Raw genomic sequence first — 16337 nt, forward strand, 5'->3', positions numbered from 1 at the left:
TGAAAATGTCCCGGATGTGGTAAAATATCCTCTATCTATTTTAGATTGGAGGAAATCATTATCAGAAAGGTAATACTTACAATGGATGAACAGAAAAAATACGAAGTGATCAAATCTCTGGCAGATCACCCGGATGGGAATAAGGACAGGGCTGCCCTCACCCTTGGCTGCACCAAACGCCATATCAACCGTATGCTGGCTGGATACCGCAAAGAAGGAAAGGCTTTCTTTATCCATGGCAATAGGGGACGTAAACCGTCCACCAGCATCCCTGACGAGACCCGCAATCGCATCATCGATCTCTACCTTACAAAATATTTTGATGCTAATTTCCAGCATTATTCAGAACTCCTTGAGGCCCATGAACACATCTGCGTCTCACCTTCTTCTGTAGCTAAGATCCTGGAAAGTAAATATATTCTTTCTCCGAAAGTTACAAAGGCCAAGAAAAAGCGTATGGAAAAGGAGCTTCAGGATAAAAAGAAAAGTGCCTGCAGCCTGAAAGAAGCCGCTGTGCTCCAAACCAATCTCGTAGCGGTTGAAGATGCTCATTCAAGACGTCCAAGATGTGCTTATTTTGGGGAACTGCAGCAGATGGACGCAACTCCCTATGAATGGATCCCCGGGCAGGTATGGCACCTCCACCTGGCTATTGACGATGCTACCGGCCGGGTCACCGGAGCCTGGTTTGACACGCAGGAAACCTTAAAGGGCTACTATCACGTATTCCACCAGATCCTGACCACCTACGGCATCCCTTACAGGATCTTCACAGACCGCCGTACGGTATTTACCTATAAAAAGAAAAACTCCCCATCTCTTGATGAGGATACCTATACCCAATTCGCTTATGCCTGCAAGCAGCTTGGTGTTCAGCTGGAATCCAGCAGTGTCCCGCAGGCCAAAGGCCGCGTAGAACGCCTCAACCAGACACTACAGTCGCGCCTGCCAATCGAATTACGATTAGCAGGGATCACGACCATAGATGCTGCCAATGAATTCCTCCACTCATACATAAAAGAATTCAATGAGAAGTTCGCGCTTCCCCTTAATGGTATCAAATCTGTGTTTGAAACGCAACCGGAAAATGAAAAAATCAACCTGGTTCTCGCTGTCCTGACAGAACGGACCGTGGATTGCGGGCATGCGATCCAGTTCCGGCACCGCCATTACCGGATGCTGGACGCCAGAGGGAAACAGGTACATTACCGCAAAGGCACAAAAATAATGGTTATCCAGGCTTTTGACGGAAGCCTTTTCTGCTGTGTCAATGACAAGGATGTCCATGCACTGGAGGAGATCCCCGAACATATGGAAAGATCCCGGGATCTGGATGCAGACTATCAGCCGCCCAAAGCAAAAAGACATTATATTCCGCCAATGAGCCATCCCTGGCGCAGCAAAACTTTCCAGAAATTCGTAAAGACACAGGAGCACCATCTAATGGATGACGTTCCAGCATAAAAAGCAGCAGAAAAAGATGATAGGTATATACCTACCGAAAGGAGAGATCACATGAGGGACTGGATCGACTGCATCGAAGCGCATACAAAAGCACAGAAAAAATATGATAAAGAACATACACAGGGAATTTACTTAAAACTGAACCTCCGCACAGACCTTGATATCATCCGCTGGTTTTGGGAACAGCCGTCAAAACAGGGAGCCGTAAAACGGCTGATCCGTGAGGAGATCGCCCGAAAAAAGGCGGAAGGAACAGGGAGCGGAGGCGTTGTCAGGAGAACCGTGGAATAATGGGGTTGGGGCCCCGTTATGCCGCGAAAGTCTCTTGAGATAAGCCTCACGGAAAACGCTGTTTCTAAGGAGAAAGGATATATGCCCTTTCTCCTGCCCCCTGCGGGGCGGGTTCGGGCAGGGCCCGATTATGGGTCAAGGGACAGGTCCCTTGCGGGTTCTTAGGGCAGAGCCCTAAGCTTCCAGAGGACATCTGCCACGTAGCCATATGAAATCAGCACCGGAAAACCGGTGCTAATGTTTCAGTTTTTTCGGGACATTTTCAAAAATGCTTGACAGAAATTTTACTGCCTGCTTCGGTATCATGGAATTATAGGTTATTGTTCTTTATATTCATAAATATTTTGTTGAATATATAGAATTAATTATTATACACAAAAGATATAAAATAAGTATTGCTATTTTAAAAAATTTTAGCTATACTAAGATTGAAAACAAATTCGAAAGGAGTATATACACATGGCAACACAGAGCATTAAAAAAAATATTGTAATCCATGACAAAAACTCCGCCACTGCTTTTGTGGAAGCAATGGAAAAAGCTGCCGCTATTGCGACAAAAGCAGTTCCGACCAGTCATCAAATAAAAGAATTAAAAGGCAAGAAAAATATCAGGGCCTTCTTTGGAGATAAACTATAATGGATTATGTCGAATTGAATCTTTTAGAAATGCTTGACACATACGGGGAGGAGAAATTGCAGAAAATCCTCTCCCGTTTTATTTGTCCGCAGAATATAGATGTAGAAAACTTTATACAGACAAAAGCTATCAATTTTGCACGGCAACGAATCGCTATGACATATCTGGTTTTCTCGGATGATAATCAGCCAGAATTTGTTGGATACTTTACTCTGGCAAATAAGTTTGTATCTGTTACTGGAAAAGCATTAAGTAAAACTCTCCAAAAACGTATCCTGAAGTTTTCGCAATATGATGCAGAGCTTGACCGCTTTCTGGTTTCAATGCCTTTAATCGCACAACTGGGACGCAATTTCAATCCTGCTTTATCTGCTTCTATCCCTGTCAGTGATTTATTAACGATAGCCTGCGGCAAGGTTCGAGAAGCGCAGTTTATCATTGGCGGAAAAACTGTTTATATAGAATGTGCCAGCAATGCTAAATTATATGATTTCTATTCTGCTTCTCAGTTTGTTCAGTTCGGGCAACGGAACCGGGATATCGACGAAGTCGCCGAAAGCGCCATACTGGTACAAATGTTGAAATACTTTCGGGATTAAAATGTCACTTTTTCCACCATATTTATATGGCAATTCATTCTATCATTTCAGATATAAGCTATTATCCGGTTATCTTGGACGCTTTCCGGTAGTTCAGCGGTGTCTGCCCCGTTTCCCTCTTAAAAAGATTAATGTAATAGCTGGGACTCTGAAATCCGCACAGCGACGCAATCTCTGAAACGGAAAGCTCCGTATCCCGCAGCAGTTCCGCGCTTTTCGACAGCCGGTATTTTGTCAGATACGCAACCGGCGACATCCGGACATACTGCCGGAATAACTGACAGCTTTTGCTCCGGCAGACGGCACCGGCGCCGGCTATTTTATCAAGGGTGAGCTTTTCTCCGTAATTGTTCTGAATATATTCTGTCATATTCAAAAAAGCCATTTGTGTAACATTATTTTTCTCACTGCTTTCCACTGTTTCAATATGCTCCCCTGCATCGGCACATATAGAAACCGCTTCCGCCAGCAGTCTGAGCGGATTGAAGGAAGCCGCATTTATCTCCCGATATATCCGGTCAATCCCCTCTATAATCTTCTTTTGCCAGGAAATATGGGAATCCAGTAAGATGTAATCCACATTTGCAAAACCAAATTTCTGTTCCGCGAAAATGCGCGCTTTATCAAAGGAATTCGTAAACAGGGAAGGATGCACAACAAGCGCAATAAATGTACATTCCTCTTTCTGCCGGGAAAAACCATAATGCAGTCTGCGGCTGTTCACAAAAATTCCCTGCCCCTGCCGGATAGGAATCCTGTTCCTGTTAATAAAATAATCCATTGCGCCATCAATGATGTAAATAAATTCCAAATCCGGGTGCCAGTGGCACAGAGCCTCATAGCCATAACGGGAAAGCTTATCTTTCTTTACATAAAGCGGAAAACCGGATAAATTGTAATGTAAACGCTCCGAGAAATCGGCAGATACCTCTAAAGGTGAATTCATACAATGCTCCTGTAAAAATACGATTTTTATATTATTCTAGTGGATTTTACAAGATTTTTCAAGAGAGCTGATGTACAATATTAATATACATCCAGGGAGGAATACGGCTATGACAAACAAGGAACGGAAAGAAAAGGGACTTGTATACTGTTATGATGATCCGTCATTACTAGGCGACCAGCATATTTATCAGGACAAAATGGTGGAATACAACCGGACTTTGCCAACAGAGACAGAAAAGAGACGGCAGCTTCTGCCACTGGTTTTTGCAGAAATCGGGCATGAATGCACGGTGGAAACACCTTTAAACGCAAATTGGGGCTGCAGGCATGTTCATCTGGGAAACGGCGTTTATCTCAATTCCAATGTCACATTTGTGGATGATGAACATATTTACATCGGCGATAACTGCCTTATTGCCCCCAATGTTGTCTTTTGTACTTCCGGTCATCCTGTTCTGCCGGTTCTTCGCGAGCATCACTATGTTTATAACCTTCCGATTCATGTAGGAAGGAATGTCTGGATCGGTTCCGGCGCCCAGATTATGCCCGGAATTACGATCGGGGATAATTCCGTAATCGGAGCCGGAAGTGTGGTGACTGGCGATATTCCTGCAAATACCGTCGCCTACGGGGTGCCCTGCCGCGTCATACGCAGCATCGGCAAAAAGGATGAAACATATTACTATAAGGAAAGAAAGCTGGATGTATGGGAATAGATAGCGGCTGCTGCCCCGGCTTTTATATAAGGTACCGGGAATATCAATATATTCCCAGCACCTTATACAGCGGCTCCAGTTCTGTCTGAACATTCTGTGCGATTTTATCAATGTCCAGTCGTTCAATCATACCATTGCTTTTCATTCCTTTATAATACATTCTGTTTGCCTGTTTAAAAAGTTTTTTCAGTTTATCATATCCATTTCCTCCGGATACCTTCGTTTTCTTAGGCAAATGGAGAAATGATATTATTCCATCCAAATCAATCAGAAACCAGTCTTCAATGGAATGCTTTGCCTTTATATGAATAACCTGCTGAGCTCCATTCTCCTTAAAAACAGCTTCTACTTCATCCCATTCTACCGGCGGCTTGGTAGACAGCTCAAAAACATCAGTATCTCTGCATAATGCAACACTAAATTCACATTTTTTCCCATATTTAGGCTTTATTTCTTTTATAAACTTACGAAGTGCAATATTTTTAAATCCTCCAACTCCTCGGACATTTTTGCATTCAATATAAATATCAAATCTCCCATCTGCTCTTTTCTGTCTGGCATTCGATATTACACGTTTATAAAACTCGACCTCTGTATCTCCCTCAACAAATAATACAAGGCATTTACTCATGTATATCACACTCCAGATACTCTTCCCAGTTGCTCTCCTCGTCAGCTAACATTGAAAACAGATAGTCTCCTGTGCTCATCTTAAATGCAGCGGCATCCTGCTGCAATAACCGCTGTCCGGATTTCTTAAATGAATAAAATCCGGCAATCCCCGGTTTTCTGTTTACACCTACATGTATCCACGAAGGTTCCAAATAGCTCACAACATAAGGGGAGTGACTGGTAATGATTACCTTGCAGTCATCCAACAGTTGGCTGATTATCTGCATATAAGACTGGAACAAACTGGGATGCACCGAATTTTCCGGTTCTTCAATAGCAATCAGAGAAACATTTCTTTCGTTAGCCAGAATGACCCTCGCCAGAATCATAAATACTCTTTTTGCTCCATCTGACATCATTGCAAAGTTTATCGGATGTGTTAAATTTTTATCTTTGACAAACAGAACATATATCGCATTTGCTATCATAAAGGGAACATCCGCCGGTAATTTATCACCGCTATCGCGTTCGAATTTATACTGCTCTACAATAATATCCTCAACATCCGGGAACAGCTCCTTATATACTTCTTTTAACAGTATAAACTTATCCGGATTTTTCTCCTGCAACTGATATATTACACGCGGAAGACTTTCTGCATCTACCGCCATATCCTCCAGCCCTTTCCGGATAATCGGGTCGGGCTGATAAAAACTTTTTGCATCCAGATTATTTTCCATATAAAATCTTATGCTGTTCATTTTTTTTATAATTTCAGCATAAAATATTTCGTCGTAAGCCCGCAGTTTATTTATAACAAGCTCTGTTAATTCAACATTGATTTTGGAAGAGCATCTGCCGGTTTCAGAGCTTTTGTATAATGCTCTCTGACCCTCCCTGTTAATAAGCTGCGTATATTTTAATCCTCTGTTTTCCGGTCTTATTCTTAAATATTCAGACACAATATGAGGCTCCGCGCTTTCCCGGCACTTCCAGGCAAATTCATATCCGTACAAAACACGATATTCCATATTATCCAGTTCTGTCAGAATTTCCATTTCAAATTTATAATTTCTGCCAAACATACAACAGTTAATTGGTATCAGATTCGCATTCGCCATCATGTCCGCCTTGTCTTCTATCGAGGCTTTCATAAAAGCCAAGCCAAAATCAATGGCTGCAAGTACATTCGATTTTCCAAAATTATTCAGTGCCACCAGCGCCGTAATCTTATCAAAACTAATTTTAACATTTGACAGGTTCTTGAAACCATCAATTAAAACTGCCTGTATTTTCATATCGATGCGTCCCTTCTTTCTCTGTATTTGTATCATAGCATTTTTTCATTTAAATCGCAATATTTAATTTCATTTTATTTGTATTTTTATTTTAAAATATTTATTTTATTTTAGAAACGCAATTATTTATTTCTTTTATTCGACTTATAAACAGATAGTCTGCTGATTCGGCAGGGCGAAAGGGATACATATGCCAGGAGCCGGAGAATCCGCTGTTATGCGGCTCTCCGGCTCCCTGTCTGTTATCCGTATTTGATCGTAACAACTATTTGTCTCTCCAGATGATACGTCCCTTGGACAGATCATACGGGGAGAGTTCAATCGTTACTTTATCTCCCGGAAGGATGCGGATGAAATTCATGCGCAGCTTTCCGCTGATATGTGCAAGCACAACGTGCTTATTTTCCAGTTCTACCTTAAACATTGCGTTCGGCAGCTTCTCCAATACAGTTCCTTCTACTTCAATTACATCTGCTTTCGACATTTGCAAACCTCCTGATTACTCGTCTGATATCTTCGTTTTTTATCTCTTTTTCCGGCATACCCGCAAGCTCCTGCGGGATCGTCCGCATTACCTGGACATGCTTCTTTTTCTTCTTTTTCGGCTTATCCACCGGCTTCAGCCGTCCGTCTGTCAGATAAACATATTCTTCGTCTGTCCTCATTATGACATAAAGCGTGCCGCTGTCATGCCCGGCGCGCGACCATGCCAGCATTCCTGCCTCAAATCGATCCATTCTTACCTCCATGCCGCAGCTCTTTGCGACTCAGTTCCGGGGCTTCCCGTGTGACACATCTGCACCGGCAGACAAATCCGCCGGATGCGCAGCTCCTCCTGCACGCGTTAATCCGCATGCAGGGTGAGAATCTCCGGCGCACCGTCTGTAATCAGAATCGTGTTTTCATAGTGAGCGGACAGGGAACCGTCCTCTGTGACAACCGTCCAGTCGTCATCCAGCCAGCACACATCGTAGCGACCGGCGTTGATCATCGGCTCGATAGCAAGCGTCATACCCGCCTGAAGGCGCAGTCCGCGGCGCTTCTGTGCAAAGTTCGGGATCTGCGGGTCCTCGTGGAGCGCTCTGCCGATACCGTGTCCGACCAGGTCACGCACAACACCGTAGCCGAAGCTCTCCGCATATGCGCCGATCGCCCCGGAGATCTCATGCAGATGATGTCCGGCTCTGGCAAACTCGATGCCTTTGAAAAAGCTTTCTTCCGTAACCTTTATCAGCTTCGCCGCTTCCGGGCTGATCTCTTCGACAGCGTGCGTACGCGCAGCATCAGAATGAAAGCCCTTGTAAATAAGACCGGCGTCCAGGCTTACGATATCGCCCTCTTTTAAGATATGTTTTTTGTTCGGAATCCCGTGTACCACCTCGTCGTTGACCGACACGCAGATGGAAGCCGGAAAACCGTTATAATTCAGAAAGTTTGGAATGCAGTCAAGACCTCTGATCAGTTCTTCCCCGTAACGGTCGATATCCTTTGTGGAGATTCCCGGCTTTACAAACTCGCCGAGCTTTTTGTGTACGATCTCCAGACGTCTTCCCGCTTCTCTCATAAGGTCTATTTCTTTTGGAGATTTAATTGTTACTGCCATGTTTACGCTCCTAATATCTGCACAATTGCTTCAAATACACGGTCCATTTCCATGGTGCCGTCCACAGTCTTCAAAATACCGGCGTCGCCGTAGAAATCGATCAGCGGCTGTGTCTGCTCATGATATACATTCAGACGCTTCTGTACCGTCTCCGGCTTGTCGTCGTCTCTCAAAATGAGCTTTTCGCCGCAGGCATCGCAGACGCCCTCCACCTTCGTAGGATTAAACTCCACATGATAGGTCGCGCCGCAGCCAAGGCATGCTCTTCTTCCGCCCATGCGCTTTACAATGTTTTCATCCGGCACATCGACGTCGATCGCATAATCGAGCCTGTCGCCCTGCTTTGCCAGCGCTTCCTTCAGGCTCTCCGCCTGCGGGATCGTGCGCGGGAAACCGTCCAGGATATACCCTTTTGCGCAGTCCGGCTGCGCGATGCGGTCCATCAGCATGTCGATCACCAGCTCATCCGGCACCAGGAGTCCCTGATCCATAAATTCCTTCGCCTTTTTCCCCAGCTCTGTCTCGCCCTTTACGTTCGCGCGCAGGATATCGCCGGTGGAAACGTGCGGGATCTCATACTTTGCCGCAATACGCTTCGCCTGCGTGCCCTTTCCTGCACCCGGGGCGCCCAACATTACAATTTTCATAATCTTTCCTTTCTGCTATAAACACAGTTAGTGCACCGCCTGTCCGAAAACAAACGGTACACTTCCTTATTCGCTTAAAAAGCCTTTGTAATTGCGGACTACCATCTGCGATTCGATTTGCTTGATCGTTTCAAGGATAACACCTACGATAATGATGATAGATGTTCCGCCGAAGGATACGTAAGCCTTGAACACACCGTTGAAGAAAATCGGGATCAGAACGACGATCGTCAGACCGACCGCACCGATAAATACGATGTAATTCAGAATCTTATTCAGATAATCAACCGTCGGCTTGCCCGGACGGATGCCCGGAATGAAACCGCCCTGCTTCTTCATGTTATCCGCAACCTCAATCGGATTGAAGGTGATGGAGGTGTAGAAGTAAGCAAAACCAATGATCATCACAACGTAAACAATAAGTCCGATGGAATATACCGGCTGATCGGGATTGAACCAGTTGTTCTGATTCAGCGCCGCAAGAATTTTTCCGCCAACGCCGTCTGTGGATACGCCCAGTACGGATGCGATCATGCTCGGCATACTGAACAGAGACTGCGCGAAGATAACCGGAATAACGCCAGCCGTGTTTACTTTCAGCGGGATGAAAGTGGACTGTCCGCCCATCATCTTTCTTCCCTGCATTTTCTTTGCATACTGCACCGGGATACGTCTTACCGCATCACTCAGCACGATAACAAAGACGATCGTAACCGCGATAACTGCCAGAATAATAAGAGCAGCCAGCGCGCCGCGCGCGATTGTCTTTCCCTTGATAAAGGTCTCATAGAGAGTGGCAATATCGCTCGGTACACGCGAAAGGATGTTGATCACAAGAACGATGGAAATACCATTTCCAACGCCGTGCTCTGTGATCCGCTCACCGACCCACATCAGGAAAGCAGAGCCAGCCGTCCAGGATGCAACCACCGTGATACCCTTAAGAACATTGATATCCGGGATCATGCCGCTTCTGCCAAATGCAACGGTCATTGCGGTCGCCTCGATCAGCGCAAGCGCAACGGTAACGTAACGGGTGATGTTGGTCAGCTTCTTTCTGCCCTCTTCCCCGTCCTTCTGCATCTCCTCCAGCTGCGGGATAGCGATCGTCAGCAATTGGATGATAATGGACGATGTAATGTATGGTGTGATATTCAGCGCGAAAATTGACAGTCGCTCAAAAGAACCGCCGGTGAACGCACTGAAAAAGTTAAAGGCGCCATCCGTCTGCTGTGCAAAAAACTGCGAGATATAATCGCGGTTGACACCCGGTACCGGAAGCTGTGAACCGAACCGGATGACAACGAGCATACCAAACGTATACAGCAGACGTTTGCGGATGTCCTTCACTTTAAACATGTTACGAAGTGTTTCTAACATTAGATCACCTCTGCTTTTCCACCAAGTGCTTCTATTTTAGCTTTTGCGCTTTCACTGAAAGCATTTACCTTAACGTTCAGCTTCTTAGTAAGTTCCCCGTTTCCAAGTACCTTAACGCCGTCCTTTGCGCTCTTGATAACGCCTGCCTCGATCAGAGTCTCGATCGTTACTTCGGTATCGTTATCAAATTTCTCCAGATCGCTCACGTTGATTGCTTCGATATCCAGAGTATTTCTGTTTGTGAAGCCTCTCTTCGGGATACGTCTGTATAACGGCATCTGACCGCCCTCGAAGCCCGGTCTCGGTGCTCCGGAACGAGCCTTCTGACCTTTATGTCCCTTACCAGCCGTCTTACCGTTTCCTGAACCATGTCCGCGGCCTCTTCTGAAATTATCGCTCTGTCTGGAACCCTCTGCCGGTTTTAAGTTTGATAAATCCATCATGGCACCTCCTTATTTGATTAGATTTCTTCTACTTTTACTAAATGCTGTACCTGCTTTACCATGCCCATCGTAGCTGCGTTGTTCGGAAGCTCAACAGATTTGTTCAGTTTTTTCAGACCAAGCGCCGCTACCGTTGCACGATGTTTCGGGATTGCACCGATTGTAGATTTTACTAAGGTTACTTTTACTTTATCTGCCATTTTCTAATCCTCCTATGCGCGCACTTCTTCTACCGCTTTTCCGCGCAGTCTTGCAACTTCCTCCGGGGATTTCAGCTGTTTTAAACCTTCCAGTGTAGCAAGAACGACGTTCTGCTTGTTTCTGGAGCCGAGGGATTTTGTACGGATATTGCGGATGCCTGCCATCTCCAGTACGTTACGTGCCGGACCGCCTGCGATAACACCGGTACCTTCCGGAGCTCTCTTGAGAACTACGTGGGAACCGCCGAACTTTCCTTCGAAGTCGTGCGGGATACTTGCATTGTCATCCAGCGCAACATTGATCAGATTCTTAGCAGCGTCTTCTTTTCCTTTACGGATTGCTTCCGGAATTTCTTTTGCCTTTCCTAAACCTGCACCAACATGGCCATTTCCATCGCCTACAACTACGAGAGCTGTGAACTTCATGTTCTTACCGCCCTTAACAACCTTGGTAACACGCTTAATAGACACTACTTTTTCATTTAATTCTAACGAATTAGCATCAATAATTTCACGTTTCATGTGTCTACCTCCTAAAATTCCAGACCAGCTTCTCTTGCTGCATCTGCTAATGCCTGAATTTTACCCTGATATATGAAGCCGCCTCTGTCAAAGACAACGTTCTTGATACCTTTTTCAAGGGCTCTCTCGGCAATTACTTTTCCTAAATATGCTGCTGCATCAACGTTGTTGGTCTTCTCCAGCTCTGCGCTTACTTCCTTCTGAAGCGTGCTTGCAGAAACAAGAGTGTGTCCTACGGAATCGTCAATAATTTGAGCATACATATGATTATTGCTTCTAAACACTGCCAGACGCGGTCTTTCTGCAGTTCCTGCAAAACGATGGCGAAGTCTTCTGTGCTTATTTTCACGAACTTTTGTTCTGGATTCTTTTCTAACCATTTTTACACTCTCCTTATTTATTTCTTACCAGTCTTACCAACTTTACGTCTGATCACTTCATCAGCATACTTGATACCCTTGCCCTTGTAAGGTTCCGGAGCTCTCTTTTCTCTGATTTCCGCTGCGTATTGGCCAACTTTTTCTTTATCAATACCTTTGACTGCAATCTTGTTTCCTTCCACTACAGCCTCAAGTCCTTCCGGATCCATCATCTCAACCGGATGAGAGTAACCCAGATTCAGTACCAGCTTCTTACCCTGCTTTGCTGCCTTGTAACCTACACCGTTTACTTCCAGAACCTTTGTGTAGCCCTCGCTTACGCCGACTACCATGTTGTGGATCAGGGTTCTTGTAAGACCGTGAAGGGATTTCATTTTCTTTAAATCATTCGGTCTTGTAACGATTACATGACCGTCTTCTACTTTGATATCCATCTCAGCCGGAAGCACTCTCTCCAGAGTACCCTTGCTGCCTTTTACGGTAACCTTGTTGCCCTCGGCAACCTCTACCGTAACGCCTGCCGGAATTACAACCGGCATTCTTCCGATACGTGACATTTATATGTCCTCCTTACTTAGATTTTCGGAAAGAGCCTGTGCTCTCTCTGTTTTCAGTGAGTTTTTGACGGGTATGTTCCCTCAACTAACATGAGAACCTACCAAACAAACGCCAGCACTTCTCCGCCTACCTGGAGCTTGCGTGCTTCTTTGTCTGTGATCACACCTTTGTTTGTGGAAAGAATTGCTACGCCAAGTCCGCCAAGTACACGCGGAAGCTCATCCTTGCCTGCGTAAACGCGAAGACCCGGTTTGGAAATTCTCTTAATTCCTGTAATGATTTTTTCATTCTTGTCTGCGCCGTATTTCAGAGTGATGCGGATGATCGGAAAACCGCCTTCTTCTACGACATCATATTTACTGATATATCCTTCATCTAAGAGAATGTTTGCGATTGCAATTTTCATCTTGGATGACGGTACGTCTACTGTATCATGCTTTGCAGTGTTCGCATTACGGATTCTTGTAAGCATATCTGCAATCGGATCGCTCATAGTCATCGATATGTCCTCCTTATATAAACATTGTTATGCTTTCAACCTACCAACTAGCCTTTTTCACACCCGGGATCTGTCCCTTGTATGCCAGTTCACGGAAGCAGATTCTGCAGATTCCGTATTTCCTCAGATAAGCATGCGGGCGGCCACAGATTCTGCAGCGATTGTATTCTCTTGTAGAGAATTTCTGATTGCGCTGCTGTTTAATCTTCATTGCTGTCTTAGCCATGAATTTTCCTCCTATACTTCAAACAAATTGACCTGTTAACGGATTAAGCCTTTGCAAACGGCATGTTAAACTGTGTAAGCAGCTCGCGCGCTTCTTCATCAGTCTTTGCTGTCGTTACAAAAATAACGTCCATACCTCTGACTTTGTCGATCTTGTCGTACTCGATTTCCGGGAAAATCAACTGTTCTTTAATACCAAGAGCATAGTTTCCTCTGCCGTCGAATGCGTTCGGGTTTACGCCGCGGAAGTCACGCACACGCGGAAGCGCGAGGTTGATGAGACGATCTACGAACTCATACATTCTCTCGCCGCGAAGGGTAACCTTACATCCGATTGCCATGCCTTCTCTGATCTTGAAGTTTGCCACAGAATTCTTTGCTCTTGTAAGGACTGCTTTCTGTCCTGTGATGGTTTCCAAATCCTTTACGGCTGATTCGAGCAGCTTCGCATTTTCTTTTGCTTCGCCAACGCCCATGTTGATAACAACCTTGTCAAGCTTCGGAACTTCCATGATATTCTTATATCCGAACTTTTTGATCATAGCGTCTACGATCTCGTTCTGGTAAGTTTCTTTGAGTCTACTCAACTGTATGGCCTCCTCTCTTATTAATCAATGACTGCGCCGGTAGCTTTTGCCACGCGCACCTTTTTATCGCCATCCATCTTGAAACCAACTCTTGTTGCCTTGCCGTTAACCAACAGCATTACGTTGGAGATGTGAATGTAAGCTTCTCTGTTTACGATGCCGCCCTGCTGATTTGCTGCGGAAGGCTTTGTATGCTTTACGATCATGTTCACGCCTTCCACCAGGACTCTGCCGTTCTTAGCGTCAACCGCCAGAACCTTGCCCTCTTTGTCTTTATCTTTTCCTGCGATAACTTTAACAGTATCGCCTTTTTTGATCTTTAACGCTGACATCTGGTACCTCCTTATAATACTTCCGGAGCCAGAGAAACGATCTTCATAAACTGCTTATCACGAAGCTCTCTCGCAACCGGTCCAAAAATACGGGTTCCTCTTGGATTCTTGTCATCCTTGATGATGACTGCAGCATTCTCATCAAATCTGATATATGAACCGTCCTTACGGCGGGTTTTGTTTACAGTGCGGACAACTACCGCCTTCACAACATCACCCTTCTTTACAACGCCGCCTGGTGTTGCATCTTTGACCGAAGCAACGATAATGTCTCCAATACTTGCATATCTTCTTGTAGAACCGCCCATAACTCTGATGCAAAGCAACTCTTTAGCACCAGTGTTATCAGCAACCCTAAGTCTGCTTTCCTGCTGGATCATGCTGATATACCTCCTATACTATTTCGCTCTCTCAGTGATTTCCACAAGTCTCCATCTCTTGTCCTTGGACAGCGGTCTTGTCTCCATAACCTTTACGGTATCACCGATGTTGCACTCGTTGTTTTCATCATGTGCTTTTAATTTATAGGTGCTCTTAACGACCTTTTTATAAAGCGGATGCTTTACATGGTCTTCTACTGCAACAACAATCGTTTTGTCCATTCTGTTGCTGACAACCTTACCTGTACGGGTTTTTCTAAGATTTCTTTCCACGTCTATATGCTCCTTTCGTGGTTATTGCTTACGCATTAGCCTTCTCAGTGATAACAGTCTGGATTCTGGCAATGTTTCTGCGAACCTCTTTGATTCTGCTTGTGTTATCTAACTGGTTGGTTGCGTTCTGGAATCTTAAATTGAAAAGTTCCTTTTTAGCAGCTACTAATTCTTCATTTAATTCTGCAGCTGATTTCTTTTTTAAATCTTCTACATACTTATTAATCTTCACTGTTATCACCGCCTTCTAAATCCGCACGAGAAACGATTTTACATTTACAGGGTAATTTATGCATAGCGAGACGCAATGCTTCGCGGGCAACCTCTTCCGGTACGCCTGCAAGCTCAAACATTACACGGCCCGGTTTTACAACCGCAACCCAGTACTCCAGTGTTCCTTTACCGGAACCCATACGGGTTTCTGCCGGCTTTGCTGTTACCGGTTTGTCCGGGAAGATTTTGATCCATACTTTACCGCCACGCTTGATATAACGTGTCATAGCAACACGGGCTGCCTCGATCTGGTTGGATTTGATCCAGCACGGTTCTGTTGCAACAAGACCGTATTCACCGTTGGAGATGGTATTGCCTCTCAATGCCTTGCCTGCCATGCTTCCGCGGAACTGTTTACGTCTTTTAACTCTCTTTGGCATTAACATGATTTATCGCTCCCTTCCTTATTCCTTAGCCGTTTTTGTTGGAAGGATTTCGCCGTTATAGATCCATACCTTTACGCCAAGCTTGCCGTATGTGGTATCTGCCTCTGCGAATCCATAGTCAATATCTGCACGAAGTGTCTGAAGCGGAATAGTGCCCTCGCTGTAGAACTCTGTACGAGCGATATCTGCGCCGCCCAGACGTCCGGAAACTGCTGCCTTGATACCCTTTGCGCCGGTCTTCATGGTTCTGCCCATGGTGGACTTCATAGCGCGGCGGAAGGATACACGATTCTCAAGCTGCTGTGCGATGTTCTCTGCAACGAGCTGAGCGTCTCTGTCCGGTCTCTTTACTTCCTTGATATCTACCAACAGCTTTTCTTTTGTCAGCTTCTGTACTTCTGCTTTTACTTTCTCGATCTCAGAACCGCCCTTACCGATCACTACGCCCGGTTTTGCCGTGTAGATGATCACCTTTACTCTGCCGGATGCTCTCTCGATCTCGATTCTTGAAACGCCGGCACTGTACAATTTCTTCTTCAGGTATGTTCTGATTTTGTTATCTTCAATAAGGTAATCTGCGAATTCAGACTCTGCATACCATTTGGAATCCCAGTCTTTAATTACACCGACTCTAAGTCCGTGCGGATTAACTTTCTGTCCCATGCTTTACCTCCTATCTCTCATTCAGCACAACGGTGATGTGGCTCATTCTCTTCTCGATGCGATAAGCCCTGCCCTGTGCTCTCGGTCTGATTCTCTTCATTGTCGGTCCCTTGTTTGCGTAGCACTCCTCAACGTACAGATTCTCTCTGCTCATGCCGTTGTTGTTCTCTGCGTTCGCGATCGCCGACTCTAAAAGTTTTTTGATCAGTGAAGATGCATATCTCGGATTATAGGTCACGATTCCGAGTGCCGTCTGCACATCTTTGCCTCTGATGGCATCTAAAACGAAGCATGCTTTCTGGACAGAAACTCTCGCATAAGATAACTTTGCGGAAGGTCTTGTGTCCTTCTGAGCATTTCTCTCTCTCTTGATTTGGGATCTATGTCCTTTTGCCATGAATGAAACCTCCTTTATTTCA

The 16337-nt window shown here is 45.2% G+C and carries 28 protein-coding genes; 5 read left to right on the forward strand and 23 right to left on the reverse strand.

Features of this window, described 5'->3' with window-relative positions; all coding sequences use genetic code 11:
* Positions 1-81 precede the first annotated feature (81 nt).
* From ACLU9Q_RS00655 to ACLU9Q_RS00670, 4 genes are all read left to right on the forward strand, one after another.
* Positions 82-1464, forward strand: a complete 1383-nt coding sequence (locus tag ACLU9Q_RS00655) for an ISNCY family transposase (RefSeq protein ID WP_412624485.1) — start codon at positions 82-84, stop codon at positions 1462-1464.
* 51 nt (positions 1465-1515) lie between these two features.
* Complete coding sequence (locus ACLU9Q_RS00660) at positions 1516-1755, forward strand: hypothetical protein (RefSeq protein WP_412624486.1); 240 nt, start codon at positions 1516-1518, stop codon at positions 1753-1755.
* A 459-nt stretch (positions 1756-2214) separates the two neighbouring features.
* Positions 2215-2394 (forward strand): hypothetical protein, encoded by a 180-nt coding sequence (locus ACLU9Q_RS00665; RefSeq protein WP_296835672.1) that lies wholly within the window; start codon positions 2215-2217, stop codon positions 2392-2394.
* Positions 2394-2993 (forward strand): N-acetyltransferase, encoded by a 600-nt coding sequence (locus ACLU9Q_RS00670; protein ID WP_298514648.1) that lies wholly within the window; start codon positions 2394-2396, stop codon positions 2991-2993. Before ACLU9Q_RS00665 ends, ACLU9Q_RS00670 begins: the two co-directional genes overlap by 1 nt.
* A gap of 61 nt (positions 2994-3054) precedes the next feature.
* On the opposite strand, the gene ACLU9Q_RS00675 is transcribed toward ACLU9Q_RS00670, so the two are convergent.
* Positions 3055-3939, reverse strand: a complete 885-nt coding sequence (locus ACLU9Q_RS00675) for a helix-turn-helix domain-containing protein (protein ID WP_412624538.1) — start codon at positions 3937-3939, stop codon at positions 3055-3057.
* 109 nt (positions 3940-4048) lie between these two features.
* Between ACLU9Q_RS00675 and ACLU9Q_RS00680 the strand changes: the two genes are divergently transcribed.
* Positions 4049-4657, forward strand: a complete 609-nt coding sequence (locus ACLU9Q_RS00680; protein ID WP_296835666.1) for a sugar O-acetyltransferase — start codon at positions 4049-4051, stop codon at positions 4655-4657.
* 43 nt (positions 4658-4700) lie between these two features.
* Here ACLU9Q_RS00680 and ACLU9Q_RS00685 read toward each other — a convergent pair whose 3' ends face one another.
* The 22 genes from ACLU9Q_RS00685 to rplV all read right to left on the reverse strand — a co-directional run bounded on the left by ACLU9Q_RS00685 (position 4701) and on the right by rplV (position 16315).
* Positions 4701-5288, reverse strand: coding sequence for a hypothetical protein (locus ACLU9Q_RS00685; protein WP_296835664.1), 588 nt, complete (start codon positions 5286-5288; stop codon positions 4701-4703).
* Positions 5281-6603 (reverse strand): AAA family ATPase, encoded by a 1323-nt coding sequence (locus ACLU9Q_RS00690; protein WP_296835661.1) that lies wholly within the window; start codon positions 6601-6603, stop codon positions 5281-5283. Before ACLU9Q_RS00690 ends, ACLU9Q_RS00685 begins: the two co-directional genes overlap by 8 nt.
* Positions 6604-6832: 229 nt before the next feature.
* A complete protein-coding gene (infA, locus tag ACLU9Q_RS00695) occupies positions 6833-7051 on the reverse strand; it encodes a translation initiation factor IF-1 (protein ID WP_005428560.1) in 219 nt (72 codons plus the stop codon).
* Complete coding sequence (locus tag ACLU9Q_RS00700; protein ID WP_296835659.1) at positions 7029-7304, reverse strand: KOW domain-containing RNA-binding protein; 276 nt, start codon at positions 7302-7304, stop codon at positions 7029-7031. The genes infA and ACLU9Q_RS00700 overlap by 23 nt, the downstream gene beginning before the upstream one ends.
* 107 nt (positions 7305-7411) lie before the next feature.
* Positions 7412-8170, reverse strand: a complete 759-nt coding sequence (gene map / locus ACLU9Q_RS00705; protein WP_296835656.1) for a type I methionyl aminopeptidase — start codon at positions 8168-8170, stop codon at positions 7412-7414.
* Between the two features lie 2 nt (positions 8171-8172).
* A complete protein-coding gene (locus tag ACLU9Q_RS00710; RefSeq protein ID WP_296835653.1) occupies positions 8173-8817 on the reverse strand; it encodes an adenylate kinase in 645 nt (214 codons plus the stop codon).
* Between the two features lie 66 nt (positions 8818-8883).
* On the reverse strand, positions 8884-10197 hold the full coding sequence (gene secY / locus ACLU9Q_RS00715; RefSeq protein ID WP_296835651.1) for a preprotein translocase subunit SecY: 1314 nt from the start codon (positions 10195-10197) through the stop codon (positions 8884-8886).
* The gene (gene rplO / locus ACLU9Q_RS00720) at positions 10197-10637 is read right to left on the reverse strand and encodes a 50S ribosomal protein L15 (RefSeq protein ID WP_296835681.1); all 441 of its coding nucleotides are present in this window, start codon (positions 10635-10637) and stop codon (positions 10197-10199) included. Before rplO ends, secY begins: the two co-directional genes overlap by 1 nt.
* A 20-nt stretch (positions 10638-10657) precedes the next feature.
* Positions 10658-10840 (reverse strand): 50S ribosomal protein L30, encoded by a 183-nt coding sequence (gene rpmD, locus ACLU9Q_RS00725; RefSeq protein ID WP_296835650.1) that lies wholly within the window; start codon positions 10838-10840, stop codon positions 10658-10660.
* A 12-nt stretch (positions 10841-10852) separates the two neighbouring features.
* On the reverse strand, positions 10853-11362 hold the full coding sequence (gene rpsE, locus ACLU9Q_RS00730; protein WP_006862758.1) for a 30S ribosomal protein S5: 510 nt from the start codon (positions 11360-11362) through the stop codon (positions 10853-10855).
* 11 nt (positions 11363-11373) lie between these two features.
* Complete coding sequence (gene rplR, locus ACLU9Q_RS00735) at positions 11374-11742, reverse strand: 50S ribosomal protein L18 (RefSeq protein WP_296835646.1); 369 nt, start codon at positions 11740-11742, stop codon at positions 11374-11376.
* Between the two features lie 17 nt (positions 11743-11759).
* Positions 11760-12299 (reverse strand): 50S ribosomal protein L6, encoded by a 540-nt coding sequence (rplF, locus tag ACLU9Q_RS00740; RefSeq protein ID WP_298514344.1) that lies wholly within the window; start codon positions 12297-12299, stop codon positions 11760-11762.
* Positions 12300-12397: 98 nt separating this feature from the next.
* Complete coding sequence (gene rpsH, locus ACLU9Q_RS00745) at positions 12398-12799, reverse strand: 30S ribosomal protein S8 (protein WP_296835642.1); 402 nt, start codon at positions 12797-12799, stop codon at positions 12398-12400.
* A 40-nt stretch (positions 12800-12839) separates the two neighbouring features.
* Positions 12840-13025: a type Z 30S ribosomal protein S14 gene (locus tag ACLU9Q_RS00750; RefSeq protein WP_296835640.1), complete on the reverse strand. Its 186-nt coding sequence runs from the start codon at positions 13023-13025 to the stop codon at positions 12840-12842.
* A gap of 43 nt (positions 13026-13068) precedes the next feature.
* The gene (gene rplE / locus ACLU9Q_RS00755) at positions 13069-13611 is read right to left on the reverse strand and encodes a 50S ribosomal protein L5 (protein ID WP_296835638.1); all 543 of its coding nucleotides are present in this window, start codon (positions 13609-13611) and stop codon (positions 13069-13071) included.
* 20 nt (positions 13612-13631) lie between these two features.
* Positions 13632-13943 carry a 50S ribosomal protein L24 gene (gene rplX / locus ACLU9Q_RS00760; protein ID WP_296835636.1) on the reverse strand — a complete coding sequence of 104 codons (312 nt, stop codon included), beginning with the start codon at positions 13941-13943 and terminating at the stop codon, positions 13632-13634.
* A gap of 11 nt (positions 13944-13954) precedes the next feature.
* A complete protein-coding gene (gene rplN, locus ACLU9Q_RS00765; RefSeq protein WP_296835634.1) occupies positions 13955-14323 on the reverse strand; it encodes a 50S ribosomal protein L14 in 369 nt (122 codons plus the stop codon).
* 18 nt (positions 14324-14341) lie between these two features.
* A complete protein-coding gene (gene rpsQ, locus ACLU9Q_RS00770; protein ID WP_296835632.1) occupies positions 14342-14596 on the reverse strand; it encodes a 30S ribosomal protein S17 in 255 nt (84 codons plus the stop codon).
* 28 nt (positions 14597-14624) lie between these two features.
* A complete protein-coding gene (gene rpmC / locus ACLU9Q_RS00775) occupies positions 14625-14828 on the reverse strand; it encodes a 50S ribosomal protein L29 (RefSeq protein ID WP_296835630.1) in 204 nt (67 codons plus the stop codon).
* Positions 14818-15255, reverse strand: coding sequence for a 50S ribosomal protein L16 (gene rplP / locus ACLU9Q_RS00780; protein ID WP_296835628.1), 438 nt, complete (start codon positions 15253-15255; stop codon positions 14818-14820). The genes rpmC and rplP overlap by 11 nt, the downstream gene beginning before the upstream one ends.
* Positions 15256-15273: 18 nt before the next feature.
* A complete protein-coding gene (gene rpsC, locus ACLU9Q_RS00785) occupies positions 15274-15918 on the reverse strand; it encodes a 30S ribosomal protein S3 (protein ID WP_296835626.1) in 645 nt (214 codons plus the stop codon).
* Between the two features lie 10 nt (positions 15919-15928).
* Positions 15929-16315 (reverse strand): 50S ribosomal protein L22, encoded by a 387-nt coding sequence (gene rplV / locus ACLU9Q_RS00790; protein WP_298514352.1) that lies wholly within the window; start codon positions 16313-16315, stop codon positions 15929-15931.
* Positions 16316-16337 lie beyond the last annotated feature (22 nt).

The sequence above is a fragment of the Marvinbryantia sp. genome, assembly GCF_047017445.1.
Classification (GTDB): domain Bacteria; phylum Bacillota; class Clostridia; order Lachnospirales; family Lachnospiraceae; genus Marvinbryantia.

Excerpts from the sequence above, each read along its gene's own strand:
- ACLU9Q_RS00655 (WP_412624485.1), top strand. The coding sequence starts at position 82 with ATGGATGAACAGAAAAAATACGAAGTGATCAAATCTCTGGCAGATCAC.
- ACLU9Q_RS00660 (WP_412624486.1), top strand. The coding sequence starts at position 1,516 with ATGAGGGACTGGATCGACTGCATCGAAGCGCATACAAAAGCACAGAAA.
- ACLU9Q_RS00665 (WP_296835672.1), top strand. The coding sequence starts at position 2,215 with ATGGCAACACAGAGCATTAAAAAAAATATTGTAATCCATGACAAAAAC.
- ACLU9Q_RS00670 (WP_298514648.1), top strand. The coding sequence starts at position 2,394 with ATGGATTATGTCGAATTGAATCTTTTAGAAATGCTTGACACATACGGG.
- ACLU9Q_RS00675 (WP_412624538.1), bottom strand. The coding sequence starts at position 3,939 with ATGAATTCACCTTTAGAGGTATCTGCCGATTTCTCGGAGCGTTTACAT.
- ACLU9Q_RS00680 (WP_296835666.1), top strand. The coding sequence starts at position 4,049 with ATGACAAACAAGGAACGGAAAGAAAAGGGACTTGTATACTGTTATGAT.
- ACLU9Q_RS00685 (WP_296835664.1), bottom strand. The coding sequence starts at position 5,288 with ATGAGTAAATGCCTTGTATTATTTGTTGAGGGAGATACAGAGGTCGAG.
- ACLU9Q_RS00690 (WP_296835661.1), bottom strand. The coding sequence starts at position 6,603 with ATGATACAAATACAGAGAAAGAAGGGACGCATCGATATGAAAATACAG.
- infA (WP_005428560.1), bottom strand. The coding sequence starts at position 7,051 with ATGTCGAAAGCAGATGTAATTGAAGTAGAAGGAACTGTATTGGAGAAG.
- ACLU9Q_RS00700 (WP_296835659.1), bottom strand. The coding sequence starts at position 7,304 with ATGGATCGATTTGAGGCAGGAATGCTGGCATGGTCGCGCGCCGGGCAT.
- map (WP_296835656.1), bottom strand. The coding sequence starts at position 8,170 with ATGGCAGTAACAATTAAATCTCCAAAAGAAATAGACCTTATGAGAGAA.
- ACLU9Q_RS00710 (WP_296835653.1), bottom strand. The coding sequence starts at position 8,817 with ATGAAAATTGTAATGTTGGGCGCCCCGGGTGCAGGAAAGGGCACGCAG.
- secY (WP_296835651.1), bottom strand. The coding sequence starts at position 10,197 with ATGTTAGAAACACTTCGTAACATGTTTAAAGTGAAGGACATCCGCAAA.
- rplO (WP_296835681.1), bottom strand. The coding sequence starts at position 10,637 with ATGGATTTATCAAACTTAAAACCGGCAGAGGGTTCCAGACAGAGCGAT.
- rpmD (WP_296835650.1), bottom strand. The coding sequence starts at position 10,840 with ATGGCAGATAAAGTAAAAGTAACCTTAGTAAAATCTACAATCGGTGCA.
- rpsE (WP_006862758.1), bottom strand. The coding sequence starts at position 11,362 with ATGAAACGTGAAATTATTGATGCTAATTCGTTAGAATTAAATGAAAAA.
- rplR (WP_296835646.1), bottom strand. The coding sequence starts at position 11,742 with ATGGTTAGAAAAGAATCCAGAACAAAAGTTCGTGAAAATAAGCACAGA.
- rplF (WP_298514344.1), bottom strand. The coding sequence starts at position 12,299 with ATGTCACGTATCGGAAGAATGCCGGTTGTAATTCCGGCAGGCGTTACG.
- rpsH (WP_296835642.1), bottom strand. The coding sequence starts at position 12,799 with ATGACTATGAGCGATCCGATTGCAGATATGCTTACAAGAATCCGTAAT.
- ACLU9Q_RS00750 (WP_296835640.1), bottom strand. The coding sequence starts at position 13,025 with ATGGCTAAGACAGCAATGAAGATTAAACAGCAGCGCAATCAGAAATTC.
- rplX (WP_296835636.1), bottom strand. The coding sequence starts at position 13,943 with ATGTCAGCGTTAAAGATCAAAAAAGGCGATACTGTTAAAGTTATCGCA.
- rplN (WP_296835634.1), bottom strand. The coding sequence starts at position 14,323 with ATGATCCAGCAGGAAAGCAGACTTAGGGTTGCTGATAACACTGGTGCT.
- rplP (WP_296835628.1), bottom strand. The coding sequence starts at position 15,255 with ATGTTAATGCCAAAGAGAGTTAAAAGACGTAAACAGTTCCGCGGAAGC.
- rpsC (WP_296835626.1), bottom strand. The coding sequence starts at position 15,918 with ATGGGACAGAAAGTTAATCCGCACGGACTTAGAGTCGGTGTAATTAAA.
- rplV (WP_298514352.1), bottom strand. The coding sequence starts at position 16,315 with ATGGCAAAAGGACATAGATCCCAAATCAAGAGAGAGAGAAATGCTCAG.